Consider the following 16796-nt stretch of genomic DNA (forward strand, 5'->3'; position numbering starts at 1 on the left):
CCTAATAATATCTTTATAAAATGAATGAGTTAAATGTAAGTCGGAGTTTCTGGAACGAAAAGTGGGCTAAAATTAAATTCGACGAGATTGAGAACGCTCCTCATTACGAAGTATCTAATTATGGCAGGCTAAAAAGTTTTCAAAACAACCCAAAGGAAGGGGTAGTTATAAAAGGATCGGTAATTCAGGGATACAGATCGCTGAATATCAGGGTAGCGGGTGGAAAAACGATCAACAGGTACGTGCACAAACTGGTAGCGGAATATTTTCTGGACAGGCCGGATGCGGATCATAATTTTGTGATTCACGTTGATTTCGAGAAGCAGAACAATTACTTTGAAAATCTGAAATGGGTGACAAAGGCTGAAATGATCGAACATAACCGTGAAAATCCAGCCTTCATAAACCGGGTAATCCCACGGCGCACCAAGAATTACAAGCTTACCGAAAGTAAGGTTCGGATTATCAAAAAGTTGCTTAAAAACGACAATAACCGCCTTAAAATGATCGCAAAACAGTTTGGTATCACACACACCCAGCTGAACAGGATCCGGTCAGGAGAGAACTGGAAACATGTAACTATTGAAGAATAAAATCAGAAGTTATTCTACGTTTTTATCAGCTGCGGAAACCGTATAACCGCTGCCGTTCAAACCTTCTTCGTAGTCAACAGATACTCCGATCACGTACATCAGGTGACGCTTATCTATGATCACTTTGATCCCTTCGACCAGATAAGTCTGATCAAAATCGGTTGCTGTATCGAAACCCAATAAAAAAGTACCGCTGCACGCGCCGCCTTTAAGCCCGACGCGCAACCCATAAGTATCCGGGATCTTGTTTGCTTTCAGCGTAGATATAATTTCCAGCTTTGCGTTCTCCGTAAGTTGGACAGGACTTTCCATAATTGCTATTCTTGTTCAGACAAATATCCTAACACACTTCCCTCCTATTGCATTCGCTATTTCAAATAAATTATAGCTAATTCTGGCAATCCGCTAGTTTTGCATTTCGTTTTGGCATGAAACTCAATTTTATATGGAATACCAAATGATACTGATCGTGCTGCTCCTCGGAGCGATCGTCACCTTCGGAATATACATGACGATCACCACGGTAGCAGACAAGATTTTTAAAAAGCAGAAATGGGATATCAGGGGAAAGAATATCGAGATTACGCTGCCGCTGCGGTTACAGGCTTATGAACGCATGTGTCTGTTTCTGGAACGCATTACACCCAGCAATTTGTTGCTCAGGCTGGTACCATCGGCCATGAGCGCGCTGGAATTGCAGCAGACCCTCTTGCAGGAAATTCGGGATGAATATAATCACAATGTGGCCCAGCAGCTCTATATGAGCACTAATGCCTGGGAACAGATCACGAATGCGATGAATGAAACCGTAGCAGCGATCAACCAGGCGGCAACCGACGTACCCGGCGAAGCTCCACCTGCTGAACTGGCCAAAAAGATATTTTCACAAGTGATCGAAAAGGAAGTCCAGCCCGCCGCACATGCACTGAAGGTATTGAAAGAGGAGATCAGGTTGGTTTTTTAAGTACAGACAAATGCTCTACCCAAATACATTAGAACAAAAACTAGGTTTTGACAAACTCAGGGAGCGGTTAAAAGAGGCTTGTATCAGCACGCTTGGACAGGCTTTTGTTGAAAAAATTAAGTTTTCGGAGAATTTTACGCTGGTTGAAAAGCTGGTGAGCCAGACCGCCGAAATGCAGCGGATCCTTGAAATGGGTGAAAATTTCCCTTCACAAAACTATATTGATGCGACGCCGTATCTGAAAAGGGCCGCTATTGAAGGAATGCTACTGACCCAGGCAGAATTCTCGGACCTGAAAGCTTCCTTGCAGACTATCAAGCTGTGTATCAGATTCTTCGAAAACCAGGAACCCGAATCCTACCCTATTCTGGGCGAATATTCCAGAAATATCCGTGTTGACAAAGCTATCACTGACGCGATTGACCGCATTATCGACGACCGCGGGCAGATCCGCGACTCGGCTTCTTCGGAATTGTCGCGAATTAGAAAACGGCTGATTTCCGAGCAGGCGGGTATTCGCAAAAAACTTGATACGATATTGAAATCGGCCCGGAGCAGTGGCTGGATCGGCGACGATGTTTCGCTCACGGTGAGAAATGGTCGCATGGTTATTCCGGTCGCAGCGGAGCACAAACGCAAGGTGAAAGGTTTTATTCACGATGAATCAGCGACGGGGCAAACGGTTTTCATCGAACCAACTGACGTTTTTGAATCGAATAATGAAATCCGTGAACTGGAATATGAGGAAAGGCGCGAGATCAACCGGATATTGCTTGAACTGACGAGTCAGCTCCGGCCTTATGTTCCTGATCTGCAAAAAGCGTATGGATTCCTGGGATTAATGGATTTTCTGCGCGCCAAAGCTAAACTGGCTGCGGAAATGAATGCGATCAACCCACCATTTACCAACCGACAGTTTATAGACTGGCGCAATGCGCGGCACCCGCTGCTGCATTTGTCTTTCCAGAAACAGGGCAAGAAAGTTGTCCCGCTCAATATTGAACTGAACGAAAAACAGAGGATACTGATCGTTTCCGGGCCGAATGCGGGTGGTAAATCGGTTTCGCTCAAAACGGTGGGATTGATCCAGTATATGTTTCAATGCGGGCTGCTGGTGCCGGTGGAGGAAGGTTCTTCCATGGGTTTTTTCCAGAATATATTCATTGATATCGGCGACGAGCAATCACTTGAAAATGACCTGAGTACGTACAGTTCACACCTAACCAATATGCGCCATTTTCTGACGGTATCGAACCGGCGCACATTGTTTCTGATAGACGAATTCGGGACAGGTACTGAGCCGGGTCTGGGCGGGGCGATCGCGGAATCTATATTGGAGAATTTGGTCAAATCGGGCGCTTATGGTGTGATCAATACGCATTATACGAACCTGAAAGTACTTGCAGACAAGACGGACGGGCTTGTAAATGGCGCGATGCGATTTGACGGGGAACACCTGGAACCCTTGTACCAGCTGGAAATAGGCCGACCGGGCAGCTCTTTTGCATTTGAGATTGCATCGAAGATCGGCTTGCCTGAGGCTGTGGTCAACAGGGCGAAGGAAAAGCTTGGTAAGCAGCAGGTTAACTTTGAAAAACTACTGAAAGAGCTCGATATTGAGCGGCGCGTTTTTGCTGAGAAGAATATTGAAGTGGGTATTAAAGAAAGGAAGCTAGCCAAGCAGCTTTCTGATTATACCGCATTAAAAGAGAATCTTGAAAACAATGAAAAGAAGATCGTCAACGAAGCAAAACAGAAAGCCAAAAACTTGATTTCTGACGCTAACCAGTTGATTGAAAACACAATTCGCGAGATCAAGGAGAATAAGGCAGAAAAGGAAAAAACGAAAACCGTAAGAACTACGCTCGAAACTTTTGGCAAGAAAAACCTGGCATTAGAGGAAGTGGTAGAAACTGCACCCGCCGAGGAAATCTATGAGCCGGAAGGCGGCGATATCGTTCCTGGAAGTTACGTGCGTATTTTGGGACAAACTGCTATTGGCGAGGTACTTGCGATAAGAGGAAAAGATATCGAGATACGGATTGGTGACCTGAAATCAACCGTGAAATTGAACCGGCTTGAAAAGGTTTCCAACAAAACATACAGAGCCGCTACCGGCGAGAAGAAAGTAAAAACCGTTGCCAAAGGTGTGGACCTGAACGAGCGAATGCTCAATTTCAGCTTCAACCTCGATATGCGCGGCAAGCGGGGCGAAGAAGCACTGGGGCTGGTAGATCAGTTTATGGACAATGCGATTATGCTGGGTTATGATGAACTCAGGATCGTCCACGGAAAAGGCGACGGGATATTGAGAACGCTTGTCAGGAATCACCTTAGAGGGTATTCCCAAGTTCGCGACATGCAGGATGAACATTCAGATCGCGGCGGCGCAGGCGTGACGATCGTGAAATTGAAATAGATTTTTAAATAGCTTAAAACAGAAAATGGGCAGGTGATTGATTCACCTGCCCATTTTCTGTTTTAATATAAAATCTTACAGCTGAGGTTGCTCTGCGACTTTCATTTCTTCCACTGCACCTGGCTTTGGATTTCCAGCCCAGAACCACAATACTGCAAATGCAACGATCAGAATGATCGGAAAAGTGAGCATAGTAGCCAGTGTAGCTTGTCCAGAAGCCAGCTCCAATGCAGGGCCGGTAAGACCTTGCGCCGAGTATTCAGCATGCGATGAATCGATCCAGCGACCGATAATCGGCTGGAATATCGAAGTGGACAACATACCTACTCCACCGATAATCGACATTCCCAAAGCGCCGCTCAACGGTACGCGCTGTGCTACGAAACCGATAACCGTTGGCCAGTTGAAACATACTCCCAGACCAAAAATAACAGCCGCAAAATAAGCGATCGGGCCAGTTACAGTGCTAAACATATAAATACCTATTGCTGCCAGAACCGCTCCGAAAAGCAGGATACCTGTTTGACCCACCATATCCACAACCGGGCCAGTGAAAAGTCTTCCTACTGTCATCACACCGAAAGTCAATGCCAATACCAACATTGGATCTGCTCCGCTGCTGCTCAAAACTACATTCACCCACTGGTTAGGACCGAATTCTGTGATCGCTGTAAGCGCCATGCAGCAGAATATGAAGATATAAAGCGGCGTAAGCATCGCCTGGAAGTTTTTAGCAAGCGAAGTAACACCTTCCACTTTTGGTCTTGGGAAAGGCTGTCCGAAGAAAAGGAATGCATAAACGATCGTAGGAAGCATTAATACCCAGATCTGAGTCTGCCATGAGAACCCGCCGTCGGTCATGAATTTTGAGATCAAACTTCCCAATACAATACCGCCCGGGAACCACATGTGAAAGCGACCGAGCATTTTGTTCAGCTTGTTGCTGCTGTACATATCCGCGATCATCGGGTTACAAGCTGCTTCTGTGCAACCGTTACCAAATCCAATAAAGAATGTAGAGATCAGTAAACCCATGTATCCGCCGGCATAGATGGTAAGCAGGATACCGAGTGTGTGCGCCACAACTGCTACTTGCATGATGATTTTAGGACCCACCGAGTGATAAACGATCCCGCCTATAACCATCGAAATAGGGAAACCAAAGAAGAACATGGAGTTGATAAAACCCAGCTGCTCGGCAGAAAGGTTGAACTCCGATCCCAGCTGAGGAAGAATACCCGCCCTGATACTGAAGGAAAAAGCCGTCGTAATGATCGCTAGACAACTGGCATTGAAAAGCCTGTTGGCATTAACTGTTTGAGTCATAAGACTTAAAGGGTTTAATTATTTAAATTAGATGATTTTGAAAGTGATTCAGCGCAATGTTTTAACCTTGGAATTTCACAGAAAAAACAAATTCAATTCGATTCTACTGCTTTTAATGGCGTTTTAGGGGTGTATTTTAAGTGTTAAAATTATATTTGTAAGAAGTAAGAGTCATCTATACTACTCTTTATACTTTTAAAATCTTTTCAAAACTTTAAACCAACTGGAATGTCAAGAAAGATCAGAATGGGCATGGTAGGTGGTTCCCTGGACGCATTTATTGGCGGGGTTCATCGTCGTGCAGCGATCATGGATGGAGAAATTGAACTTGTTTGCGGCGCTTTCAGCTCCGATCCGGCGAAGTCAAAAGAGACAGGAAAAGCATTATACCTACCGGAGCACCGCGTTTATAATGACTTTGAGGAGATGATCGCGAAAGAGAAGCAGTTGCCGGAAGGCGAGCGGATGGATTTTGTAGCGATTGTAACCCCAAATCACGTTCACCACGCTCCTACCAAACTTGCCCTTGAAAACGGTTTCCATGTCGTTTGCGATAAACCAATCACTTTAAATACCGAAGAAGCAGAAGAAATAGTGGCTCTGGTTGAAAAAACGGGGTTGATTTTCTGTCTTACGCATAATTACACGGGTTACCCGATGGTGAAAGAAGCGCGCGAGCTGATCGCTTCTGGAGCGATCGGCAAAGTCCGCAAAGTGATCGTTGAATATCCGCAGGGCTGGCTTGCTACGCTCGTGGAGGTAACTGGTAACAAGCAGGCTGCCTGGCGCACAGATCCCAAGCGTTCCGGCGCGGCAGGTGGGCTGGGCGACATTGGTACTCACGCAGAAAACCTTGCTGAATACATTACCGGCCTCAAAATCACGCAAATCTGTGCCGATCTGACCATTTTCGTAGAAGGTCGCCTGTTAGACGATGACGCGCACATTTTGCTTCGTTTTGACAATGGTGCGAAAGGTATCCTTCAAAACAGTCAGATTGCAAACGGGGAAGAAAACGACCTGAATATCCGCGTTTACGGAGAAACTGGCGGACTTCAATGGAAGCAGCTGGATCCAAATACGCTAATCCACAAGACCAACCAGGGAGCGCGCATTATCCGTACCGGAGTTGGTAATCTTTCAAAAGCTGCGCAGGTGCACACCCGCATTCCAGCCGGGCACCCTGAGGGTTACTTCGAGGCATTTGCCAATCTTTACCGCAATTTCGCACTTCATGTAAGAGCCTCCTGGGAAGGCCGGAAAGTAGATCCTGTTTACGATTTCCCTACTGCTCAGGACGGTTTGAGAGGCATGAAGTTCATCGATGCTGTGATCGCCTCGGACAAGACAGAAACGAAGTGGACCAATTTCTGACCTCCTAGTTACTCAATTCAAATTCAACCCGCCCCGGCGGCCTTTTTCACCTAATATCTATTCCCATTTATGAATAAAATTAAAGTTGGCGTTGTCGGCACAGGTTTCATCGGCCCCGCGCACATTGAAGCGTTGAGACGCCTTCCTAATGTTGAAGTAGCTGCACTTTGCGAAGTAACTCCCGAATTAGCGAGAAGTAAAGCCGATTCACTTGGCATTGCCCGCTCTTACACTTTCGATGAGCTGCTGCAACAAGATGATATTCAGGCTATTCACATTTGTACGCCAAACTTCCTGCATTACTCTCAGTCGAAAGCTGCTCTGCTGGCTGGCAAGCACGTTATTTGCGAAAAACCTTTGGCAAAAGACCTGGCAGAAGCGGAAGAGCTGGTGGAGTTGGCTGCAAAAACCGGACTGGTGAATGCAGTGCACTTTAATCTTCGCTACTATCCGCTGGCGCGCCAGATGAAATCGATGCGCGAAAAAGGTGAGTTGGGTGAGATCTATTCTTTCATCGGTTCTTACCTGCAAGACTGGCTTTTCTACGAAACGGATTATAACTGGCGTTTGGAGCCGGACAAATCTGGTGACTCCCGCGCGATCGCCGATATTGGTTCGCACTTAATGGATATCCTCGAATACATTACGGGCCTGAAAACAGTAGCTGTAATGGCGGATTTCAATACCATTCACAAAACGCGTAAAAAGCCGCTGAAACCGGTTGAAACGTATTCGGGTAAGATGTTGCAGCCGGAAGATTATGCTGATGTACCTATTACCACAGAAGATCACGCGAACGTATTGCTGCGTTTTGATAATGGAAATAAAGGGGTGATCACAGTTTCCCAGGTTTCTGCCGGTCGTAAAAACCGCATGACACTTGAAATTGCCGGTTCTAAAAAGACTTTCAACTGGTGCTCAGAGTCGCCAAATGAAATGTGGATTGGTAACAGAGATAAGAGTAATGAAATATTGCTGCGCGATCCTTCACTGGTTAATGAAGATGTTCGCTCTACGATTACTTTTCCAGGCGGGCACAACGAAGGCTTCCCGGACACTTCGAAGCAAATGTTCAAGGAAGTGTACGCCGCCATTGCCGAAGGCAAACAACCAGAAAATCCAACATTCCCAACCTTTGCAGACGGATACCGTGAGTTGCTGATCTGTGAAAAGATCCTGGAAAGCAACAGAGCGCAGGCTTGGGTTAGTATTTAATTTTGAATGCTTGAATGATTGAATGACCGAATACTGGCTCATGAATGCTCTTGCTTATACGCACACTGACTTATGGAAGGAATTGAGAAAAACCAGTTTGTTTCTTCACTGCAAGACCGAACCAAGAGTTTTGTATTAAGAAGTATCAAAGTTTTCAAAGCTTTACCCTCAACTGAGGAGGCGAGAATAATTGGCAAACAATTTCTTCGGTCAGCATCGTCAGTCGGAGCTAATTATCGCGCTGTTTGCAGATCAAGAAGTCAGAACGAATTTTTTGCAAAGTTGAGTGTCACAATTGAAGAAGCCGATGAATCGCTCTTTTGGTTAGAAATAATCGCAGAAGCAGGCATACTTCCGATTGAAAAGCTAAACTCATTAATGACAGAAGCAGAAGAACTTGTGAAGATTCTCTCGAAAGCACGCAAGAACACCAGATAAGCGTCATTCAATCATTCAATCATTCAGTCATTCAATCATTGAAACTATGAAAACAATCAAAGGGCCGGGGATCTTCCTGGCGCAATTCCTCGGCGACGAGGCTCCGTTCAATTCTTTGGATACGATTGCTGATTACATGGCGGGGTTGGGCTATAAAGGCCTTCAACTTCCTACCTGGGATCCGCGGGTGATCGATGTGAAGCAATGCGCTGATTCGCAGACTTATTCAGACGAACTGAAAGGCAAATTGAAAGATAAAGGTCTTGAAATTACCGAACTGGCTTCTCATATTATCGGCCAGCTGGTGGCTTCGCATCCTGTTTACGACGAAATGTATGACGGATTCGCAGTACCGGAAGTCCGCAATAACCCAAAAGCTCGCGCTGAGTGGGCGACTGAGCATTTGAAACTGGTTGCAAAAGCAAGTCAGAGGTTGGGGTTAAAAGCGAGTGCTACTTTCTCAGGCGCATTGGCGTGGCCTTTCCTGTACCCCTGGCCTCAGCGCCCCGCCGGACTGGTTGAAACTGCATTCAAAGAACTGGCTGCCCGTTGGAAGCCGATTCTGGATGTATACGACGAAAACGGCGTGGATGTAGCTTACGAGCTGCACCCCGGCGAAGACGTTTTTGACGGTAGCACTTTCGAAATGTTCGTGGATTACCTGGACGGTCATACCCGAGCGAATATTAACTACGATCCTAGTCACTTTGTATTGCAGCAACTTGATTATCTGCAATTTATAGATCTGTACCACGATCGTATCAAAGCATTTCACGTAAAAGACGCCGAGTTCAATCCTACCGGAAAGCAGGGCGTTTACAGCGGATTTGCAGGTTGGGCTGACCGGGCTGGTCGGTTCCGTTCGCTTGGAGACGGGCAGGTTGATTTCGGAGGTATTTTCTCTAAACTATCTCAATATAATTACGATAGCTGGGCGGTTCTGGAATGGGAATGCTGCATTAAGTCGCCAGTACAAGGCGCCGCCGAAGGTGCTCCATTCATCGAGAGCCATATTATAGAGGTTACTACCAAAGCATTTGATGACTTTGCAGGAACGGGAGCTGACGAAGCTTTCAACCGCAAAGTTTTAGGGTTATAACTGTCGAACGTACAAGTATAAAAAAAACCTGTCTTCCTTATGGAAGGGAGGTTTTTTTTATACCGTCAGTCAGTTGATCTTCGTTTTAATAAGTATCATTTTTAATTGTTTCGAATACCAAAAATTAACCGTTTACCTGTTCTGTAATGCTTGATAAACTCTATTCAAACTTGGGAAATCACATCAGATCAATCGGCATTGCCGCATTTATCTGCCTTGGTTTCGCTTCATTCGCGCAAACTGTCACGCCCGAAAAGCGGGTGCTCGTTTTTTCTAAAACCGCCGGATTCCGGCATTCTTCCATTCCCGCCGGTAAAGCTGCTATTATGAAGCTGGGTAAAGAGAATGGATTTTCTGTTGACACAACCGAAAACGCAGTGGCGTTTTCGGAGAAAAATCTTCAAAAATACAGCGCAATCATTTTCCTGAATACCACAGGCAATATCCTGAATGACAAACAGCAAGATGCTTTCGAGCGTTATATTCAAGCTGGCGGTGGCTATGTGGGCGTTCACGCTGCGACGGACACTGAATATGAATGGCCGTGGTATAACAAATTATCCGGCGCTTATTTTGCGAGCCACCCAGGCAACCCGAATGTACAGGAAGGCGAGGCTTATGTAGTTGATGATCAGCATCCTTCAATGGAAGGTTTTCCGAAAAAATGGAAGATCAAGGATGAATTTTATGATTTCAAAGATTTCAACAAGAATGTAAAAGTGCTCGTTAAGATCGACGAAAAAACCTATAAAGATGGAAAAATGGGCGACGACCACCCGATGTCGTGGTACCATGAATATGACGGCGGAAAGGCATTTTACACCAATTTCGGTCACGAAGACGCGACTTATGTGGATCCTGTTTTTGTAAAACACTTTATTGGCGGCTTGAAATGGGCGATGGCTGCTAAGCTGGATTATTCCAAGGCCCGCCCGGAAGAAAACAGGTTCAGCAAAAAAGTATTGGCTACCAAGCTGGACGAGCCGACTGAGCTGGTTGTACTGGATGATCAACGGGTTCTGCTGGCAGAGCGGAAAGGCAAATTGAAGTTATACAATCCAAAAACAGGCAAGATCAAGGTAGCGGGTGAAGTGCCTGTTTACACGAAGCAGGAATATGGATTAATGGGTTTGAATATCGACCCGAACTTTAAAACCAATAAGCTGATCTATATGTACTATTCGCCGCTTTCGTCGGCTGCGGATACCGCCCAGCATTTGTCGCGCTTTAAATATGATGACGTTAAAGACACGTTGCTGCTGGATACGGAGGAAGTATTATTGACGGTTCCCGTTAAAAGGACCGATTGCTGCCACACTGGCGGGTCTATTGCCTGGGATGCAAAAGGAAATCTGTACCTATCGACTGGCGATGACGTGAATCCTTTCCAATCAAACGGTTTTGGCCCGATTGACGAACGTCCGGGCCGGGAAGGATTTGACGGTCAGCATACTTCTTCCAATACTAACTCTTTGAGAGGAAAAGTGTTGCGCATCAAGCCGCGGTATGGAGATCGTCGTGCGAATATGCCTGGCGGAACAAACCTCTACGATATTCCAGAAGGCAATCTTTTTCCAGCTGGAAACCCTAAAGCCCGTCCCGAAATATATGTAATGGGAACCCGGAATCCATACCGTATTTCAGTTGATCAGCGCACCGGATTTTTATACTGGGGAGATGTAGGTCCTGACGCTTCGCTCGACGATCCGAAGCGTGGGCCGCGAGGTTATGATGAAGTAAATCAGGCCAAAAAAGCAGGCTATTACGGTTATCCGTTATTTATTGCTGATAATAAACCTTATATCGACTTCAACTTCGCGGACAGTACTTCGGGAAAACCCTTTGACGCTGCGAAACCGATTAATAACTCGCCTCATAACACTGGCTTGCAGGAACTACCGCCAGCTAATCCGGCATTCATTTTCTATCCTTATGCAGATTCGCCGGAGTTTAGCGCGATTGTAGGAAAAGGCGGGAGAAATGCGATGGCTGGGCCGGTTTATTACGCTGAGGATTTCCAACCGAGCAAAGGCAAGTTTCCGGAGTATTACAGTGGTAAGTTCTTCGCCTACGATTGGATCCGCGATTATATCAATATCGTAACCATGAACGAGCAGGGAGATTTGAAGAGTATTGAACGGTTTATGCCAAATACTAAATTCAGTCACCCGATTGATATGCAGTTTGCAAATGACGGGTCGCTTTATACACTGGAATACGGACCTAACTGGTTTGCTCAAAATGACGAGGCAAGTTTGTCTCACATCACATTCAATGCAGGAAACCGCGTGCCGGTGGCAATTGCCTCGGCTACTAATACCACGGGCGCCACGCCTCTGAAAGTGAATTTCTCATCAAAAGGATCAATGGATCACGATGGAGACGCAATTAAATATGAATGGTCGTTTGGTAAAGGCTTGCCAAAGAGCACATTGCCCAATCCAAGTTACACCTACGCGAAAGCTGGTGAATACACGGCTGTACTGAAAGTGACGGACAAAGTAGGTAATTCCAATACTTCGGAAGTGGTTATCAGAGTGGGTAATGCGATCCCAAAGGTGGATCTGGCTATTAAGGGAAACAAGACTTTTTACTGGAACGAAAAACCAGTGAACTATGAAGTTTCTGTTTCGGATAAGGAAGACGGAAGTATCGCCGACAAGAAGATCCCCGAAGAGGAAGTTACATTGACGATCAACTACCTGGAAGGTTTTGATAAAACGATGCTTGCGCAGGGTCACCAGGCAAATACAGGTTTCGAAACTGGAAAACGGCTGATTGAGCTGAGTGACTGCAAAGCTTGTCACTCCGTGGATAAAAAATCCATCGGACCTGCTTACCGCGAAGTAGCCAAGAAATATGCAAGCGAACGCAACTCACTTAAAATGCTTAGTGACAAAGTATTGAAAGGCGGTAGCGGCGTTTGGGGCGAGCAGGCAATGCCAGGGCACCCTCAGCACAAAACGGAGGAAATCGATGAAATGGTTAAATATATTCTGTCACTTGCAAATGATAAGGCAGTGGACAAAAAGCCGCTGAAAAGCAGCTATGTAACACAGGCCAAAAAGAAGGACGGATCTTATATTTTCACGGCCAGCTACACCGACAAAGGAAACGGAACGGTGGGCCCGCTTACAGGCTCGAAAACGGTTGCATTGCGTCCTGCGACACTTTTAGCTGCTACGGCCGACAGTACCAGAAGTACTGCCAGTTTTAAAACTGAAAACGGAGAGATTGTTTTGGGATTGAAAGACGGAAGTTTCATCGCATTCCACGATATCGACCTGACGGAGATCACAAATCTGGCCGTAGCTGTGGGTGGCCGCGAAGGACAAACAGCCGGAGGAATGCTGGAAATTCGCCTTGACTCACCAGCCGGAACAAAGATCGGCGAGGGGAAGGTTGATAAATCCGAAACACTTAACATTCCTGTTAAAGCTGCTGCCAACGGAAAAATGCACAAACTGTTTTTCGTCTTCAAAAATCCAACCGCCGGTCAAAAACCACTTTTCTCGATCGGAACTGTGCGGTTTGACAATGCGGTTTTGTAAGAGTTAATATGTTTGAATCTAAAAGTGCGGGCTTCGTTACGGAGGTCCGCACTTTTTTTATGCTACTTCGCAAAACCTTCAATACCTAATCCGAAGAGCGCGAAATCGTATTTGACAGGGTCAGTACTATCCAGTAGTTTGAGTGAGGCAGTTAGTTCGAGGGCGGTTTGCCAGTCGGTGACGGGACGTTTGATAAGGCCGAGCAGGCGGGAAACGCGGTCTACGTGTACGTCGCAGGGACATACCAACTGCGAAGGTGAAATGTTATTCCAGATCCCGAAATCTACTCCCTTATCATCTTTTCGAACCATCCAACGCAGGAACATATTCAGTCTTTTGCAGGAAGACTTACGCACAGGGGTCGCGATGTGTTTTTTGGTGCGGGCAGGGAAGTTTTCTGAATCACTAAATTGGTCATGAAAGCCTATTAATGCGTTTTCAATGGTCTCGGTACCATTTGCTAAATGGCTGCTGAATGCGTATTCCAGCGAATCGTGACTGTTGTAGTAGTTTTGGAAGAAATGCAGGAAATAGAGCGTATCCGTCGCGTTAAAGGTCCGGTGCTTGAAGTTGAGAAAGGGCTTTAAATCACTGTCCGTATGGTTTTTCACAAAATCATAGGGTGCATTGTCCATGAACGAGGCGAGCTCAATACACTTATTGATGATCGTCTTGCGCTGGCCCCAGGCTAAAATAGCTGCCCAGAATCCCATTATCTCAATATCTTGCTTGACGGAAAATCGGTGGGGAATGCTGATCGGGTCGAAAGGAATGAAGTCGGGCTTGTTGTATTGCGCTACTTTTTCCTCCAACAGATCAAAAATATAGGAAGGAACAGGGGAATCAGCGCTCGGCATGGCTACCTCCAAACAGGTAAGCCACAACTCTTGAGATACCCGAAAAAAACATGACAATTGCTGAGAATACGAATGTAAAAACGGCGACGAAAGGATAAAGTATCGTGAACATCACACTCCAAACCTTGTAGCCGGCGGTTTTTTTCAGTGCAGCTCTCTCCTCTTCTCTTTTAGAACGAAATTCTGGTGAATGTTTCATAGCAATCTTACTAACAAAATTATTCCAGGTAACTCACAACCGCCCGGAAACGCTTACTATTGGGGGAAACCTTTTCGAATGCGCGCGACGACAACTTGATTACAATATCGTCATTCACGCTCGTATCAGGGATCCGTCCGATGATTCTAACGATAATTTTTTCCTGATTATATTCATTCAAAACTTCTACCAATGCTCCTACTGGTGCAGTGCGGTGAAGCCCTAAAAACTTGCTGGTACTTTCGTCTGTTTCGATAACTTCCGCCAAGCCGGATTCCGATTTTTTCTTACCCCTTATCACTTTCGGCGCTTCCACAACCTCTTCAACGGGCTTCACAACCTTCTCAGGCACAACAGCTTTGGCTTTTACCGAGTCTTTAACAACAGTGGTCGTGGTAACTTTTGGTGCAACCGGCGCGGTTACCGCAGGAGCTGGCTTTTCTGTACCTTTTTCACCTACGATCAGTTCCTGACCATCTTTCAAATTATCATCTGCCAAATTATTCCACTTACGCAAATCGGCCATTAAAACACCGTATTTGACTGCAACGCGGTACAAAGTTTCTCCCGGCGCTACGATATGTTTTCCATTTGTGGACACCGAAACGGCAGCTCCGGCAGTGGGGGCGGAAGTGGTAGCAGGCGTCGGCGTAGAAACAGGCGCAGGATCGGCTGGTTTCGTTTCTTTTGCCTCAGCCGCCTGAGCTTCTTTCTTTTCTTCCCTTTTCGCTTCGCGTTCTTCTTTTTTGACTTCCTTTTTTGTCATTTTCGTGTAGGGAACACGAATCGTCTGACCGGATTGGATCTGATCACTCATTCCGGGGTTGGCTTCACGAAGCGCCTGGATTGTAGTACCATACTGGCGAACCACCGCAAACATAGTCTGCCCCGGATTGACCTGGTGTATGACAAAAATCTTCCCTCCCGCTCTCTCAATACCCACCGAATCCACTGTATTAAATCCCGTTGCCCGGGCACCGACCATTCCAGATAAGATACCTGCCACCAAAGTCAGGCAAAAAATGTATTTCATTTATTATGAAAGCGTTAAACTCGAAAACTCATTGTTGTTTCTCAGATAAACCAGCGTTGAAGCTTTTAATAGCATGGTGGAACGACCTATGCCGGCGCGTTCTTCAGATAGCTTTTCGTGAAGAACAGATTCCCCCTGATCTGTCACGATCAGAAGATATTGCGCTGTTTTATCCTGATGGTAAATATAATAAGAAAAGATAATATAGGGTCTCTTCTCCAAATAATCAATACTTATGGCTTCGTGCCCTCCGGTTTCCTTGCTGATAAAAGAAGCCAGCCTATCAAAAAAGCTGTTTCCTTTCTTGTAACGAACAGGTTCTGTCAAAATTATTTGGTTTTCCTGCTGCGGCTGACTTTCAGGCTGTGCAGAAAGTGAGCCCGAGCGGACATCGCAATGCTTATAGGTAAACAGCACAGCCGTTTTGGTAGCAACTTCAATAGTATGATCATCAATTACCCTTACCATTAAATAGTTTGGCAAACTCCACATAATCTCTCCCGTTTGGGCCGAGAAAGCAGATAAATCGGTCGGCTCCGGCAAGTCAGGGTAGCGGTAATGATGCAGGAAGAAGGTACCGTTTGAAAATGCGGTCACGGATGCCCACCAGTCCATTCCTTCCGGTATTCCCTGCCAAATGACCTCTTTTTTTGATAGATCCAGAATAGCGACTGACGCAATTTTATTCTCCGTATCACGCAGCTCAATAGCCCACTGGTCACTATCCGGATTTGCATCAGGGATAATTCGCCAGATGTGCTGGGAAAAGGTATATGAAAAGAGTTTTTGCAATTTTTAGCTTTATTTTGGGTCAAAATAGAAAGTTACCAAACAAACAACGACCTCGTGCGAATATTAGGAATAATCCCTGCCCGCTACGCTTCTACCCGTTTTCCGGCAAAGGCGCTCGTGGATATCGGGGGTAAAAGTATGATCCAGAGAGTTTACGAACAATCATCGAAAGCTACAAAACTTGATCAGGTGGTGGTAGCTACCGACGACGAGCGGATACAGGAGCACGTAAAAGCTTTCGGTGGAATGGTGGTAATGACGTCTCCCGACCACCAGAGCGGCACCGACAGATGCTACGAAGCTTTGTTGAAAATAGAAGGAACATTTGACTATGTGATTAATATTCAGGGAGATGAACCTTTTATCAGCCCTGAACCTATCGATCACCTTGCACAGGTACTTGATCAGAAAACGGAGCTGGCTACGCTGGTAAAAGTTATTGATCAGAAAGATATTCTCTTTAACCCCAATGTGCCGAAAGCAGTTTTAAACAAAAAAAATGAGGTCATGTATTTCAGCCGGCAGACAATTCCATATTTACGAAATGCGGAAAAAGAGCAGTGGCTGGACACACATACTTTCTACAAACATATCGGCATTTACGCCTACCGGACAGATGTTCTTGCAGAAATAACGAAGCTACCCGTATCTGCTCTCGAAAAGGCCGAAGCGCTTGAACAACTGCGCTGGCTTGAAAACGGTTACGCGATTAAAGCGGTAATTACTTCTGACGATTCACACGGTGTGGACACGCCCGACGACCTTGACCGGGTGACTAAAAAGTTCTTGTAACCAAGTCAAATCGACATAAGTGGTATGCATTTTTTAGCTTTCTGAGGCAACGTATAGGGTAAGGTGTGATTGTCTTAAAAAGTGTTAAAACAGGTATTTTTATACCACACTTCGAAAATGCCGCGTTACCCTTACAGGCATTTC

At 45.8% G+C, this 16796-nt stretch carries 15 protein-coding genes; 9 read left to right on the plus strand and 6 right to left on the minus strand.

The window, feature by feature from the left end; genetic code table 11:
- Nucleotides 1-20: 20 nt before the first annotated feature.
- Complete coding sequence (locus KOD92_RS10730; protein ID WP_215233580.1) at nucleotides 21-593, plus strand: NUMOD4 domain-containing protein; 573 nt, start codon at nucleotides 21-23, stop codon at nucleotides 591-593.
- Nucleotides 594-602: 9 nt separating this feature from the next.
- Here KOD92_RS10730 and KOD92_RS10735 read toward each other — a convergent pair whose 3' ends face one another.
- Nucleotides 603-905: a HesB/IscA family protein gene (locus KOD92_RS10735; RefSeq protein WP_215233581.1), complete on the minus strand. Its 303-nt coding sequence runs from the start codon at nucleotides 903-905 to the stop codon at nucleotides 603-605.
- Nucleotides 906-1038: 133 nt separating this feature from the next.
- Between KOD92_RS10735 and KOD92_RS10740 the strand changes: the two genes are divergently transcribed.
- Together KOD92_RS10740 and KOD92_RS10745 are read left to right on the plus strand one after the other, a co-directional pair.
- The gene (locus KOD92_RS10740; protein WP_215233582.1) at nucleotides 1039-1557 is read left to right on the plus strand and encodes a DUF7935 family protein; all 519 of its coding nucleotides are present in this window, start codon (nucleotides 1039-1041) and stop codon (nucleotides 1555-1557) included.
- A gap of 10 nt (nucleotides 1558-1567) precedes the next feature.
- Nucleotides 1568-3976: an endonuclease MutS2 gene (locus KOD92_RS10745; RefSeq protein ID WP_215233583.1), complete on the plus strand. Its 2409-nt coding sequence runs from the start codon at nucleotides 1568-1570 to the stop codon at nucleotides 3974-3976.
- A gap of 75 nt (nucleotides 3977-4051) precedes the next feature.
- On the opposite strand, the gene KOD92_RS10750 is transcribed toward KOD92_RS10745, so the two are convergent.
- Entirely contained in the window at nucleotides 4052-5302 is a 1251-nt protein-coding gene (locus KOD92_RS10750; protein ID WP_215233584.1) for an MFS transporter, read from the minus strand.
- Between the two features lie 246 nt (nucleotides 5303-5548).
- Between KOD92_RS10750 and KOD92_RS10755 the strand changes: the two genes are divergently transcribed.
- The 5 genes from KOD92_RS10755 (at nucleotide 5549) to KOD92_RS10775 (ending at nucleotide 12979) form a co-directional block, all read left to right on the plus strand.
- Nucleotides 5549-6676, plus strand: coding sequence for a Gfo/Idh/MocA family protein (locus tag KOD92_RS10755; RefSeq protein WP_215234283.1), 1128 nt, complete (start codon nucleotides 5549-5551; stop codon nucleotides 6674-6676).
- Nucleotides 6677-6745: 69 nt separating this feature from the next.
- On the plus strand, nucleotides 6746-7891 hold the full coding sequence (locus KOD92_RS10760) for a Gfo/Idh/MocA family protein (RefSeq protein WP_215233585.1): 1146 nt from the start codon (nucleotides 6746-6748) through the stop codon (nucleotides 7889-7891).
- 72 nt (nucleotides 7892-7963) lie between these two features.
- Nucleotides 7964-8329 (plus strand): four helix bundle protein, encoded by a 366-nt coding sequence (locus KOD92_RS10765; protein ID WP_215233586.1) that lies wholly within the window; start codon nucleotides 7964-7966, stop codon nucleotides 8327-8329.
- Nucleotides 8330-8375: 46 nt separating this feature from the next.
- Nucleotides 8376-9428, plus strand: a complete 1053-nt coding sequence (locus KOD92_RS10770) for a sugar phosphate isomerase/epimerase family protein (RefSeq protein WP_215233587.1) — start codon at nucleotides 8376-8378, stop codon at nucleotides 9426-9428.
- Nucleotides 9429-9574: 146 nt separating this feature from the next.
- A complete protein-coding gene (locus KOD92_RS10775) occupies nucleotides 9575-12979 on the plus strand; it encodes a ThuA domain-containing protein (protein WP_215233588.1) in 3405 nt (1134 codons plus the stop codon).
- A 62-nt stretch (nucleotides 12980-13041) separates the two neighbouring features.
- Here KOD92_RS10775 and KOD92_RS10780 read toward each other — a convergent pair whose 3' ends face one another.
- The 4 genes from KOD92_RS10780 to KOD92_RS10795 are packed head-to-tail and all read right to left on the minus strand — an operon-like array spanning nucleotide 13042 to nucleotide 15860.
- Nucleotides 13042-13836: a TIGR02757 family protein gene (locus KOD92_RS10780; protein ID WP_215233589.1), complete on the minus strand. Its 795-nt coding sequence runs from the start codon at nucleotides 13834-13836 to the stop codon at nucleotides 13042-13044.
- Entirely contained in the window at nucleotides 13823-14035 is a 213-nt protein-coding gene (locus KOD92_RS10785; protein ID WP_215233590.1) for a hypothetical protein, read from the minus strand. Before KOD92_RS10785 ends, KOD92_RS10780 begins: the two co-directional genes overlap by 14 nt.
- A gap of 19 nt (nucleotides 14036-14054) precedes the next feature.
- Entirely contained in the window at nucleotides 14055-15068 is a 1014-nt protein-coding gene (locus KOD92_RS10790; RefSeq protein WP_215233591.1) for a septal ring lytic transglycosylase RlpA family protein, read from the minus strand.
- 3 nt (nucleotides 15069-15071) lie between these two features.
- A complete protein-coding gene (locus KOD92_RS10795) occupies nucleotides 15072-15860 on the minus strand; it encodes a DUF4905 domain-containing protein (protein WP_215233592.1) in 789 nt (262 codons plus the stop codon).
- 54 nt (nucleotides 15861-15914) lie between these two features.
- Between KOD92_RS10795 and kdsB the strand changes: the two genes are divergently transcribed.
- Nucleotides 15915-16652, plus strand: coding sequence for a 3-deoxy-manno-octulosonate cytidylyltransferase (gene kdsB, locus KOD92_RS10800; protein ID WP_215233593.1), 738 nt, complete (start codon nucleotides 15915-15917; stop codon nucleotides 16650-16652).
- Nucleotides 16653-16796 lie beyond the last annotated feature (144 nt).

This window comes from Dyadobacter linearis (assembly GCF_907165045.1).
GTDB classification, from domain to species: Bacteria; Bacteroidota; Bacteroidia; order Cytophagales; family Spirosomataceae; genus Dyadobacter; species Dyadobacter linearis.